The following is a 204-nucleotide window of genomic DNA, read 5'->3' on the forward strand; positions in this document are numbered from 1 at the left end:
CACCGTACCTGAAACCGGAGTATAGACGAAGGTTCCGGCAACAGTTGATGAAGCATTTAACTGGGTAGCAGAAAGAGTAGTTCCAACAAACACCGGAGCCGGAGCTGCCCAGGTAATGGCCGGAGTGGCCTTGGCAATCACGAGCGTACCGTTAGCTGTACCAGTGTAATTAGCGTCGGAGACCGTAGCAACTACTGCGTAAGA

The 204-nt window shown here is 52.5% G+C and carries 1 protein-coding gene; it reads right to left on the reverse strand.

Features of this window, described 5'->3' with window-relative positions; all coding sequences use genetic code 11:
• Positions 1 to 204, reverse strand: a 204-nt coding sequence (locus tag KJB30_RS17905) for an MBG domain-containing protein (RefSeq protein ID WP_214301730.1), incomplete at both ends; no start/stop codon positions are given.

It is taken from the genome of Pelotalea chapellei, assembly GCF_018531195.1.
In the GTDB taxonomy this organism is placed as follows: Bacteria; Desulfobacterota; Desulfuromonadia; order Geobacterales; family Pseudopelobacteraceae; genus Pelotalea; species Pelotalea chapellei.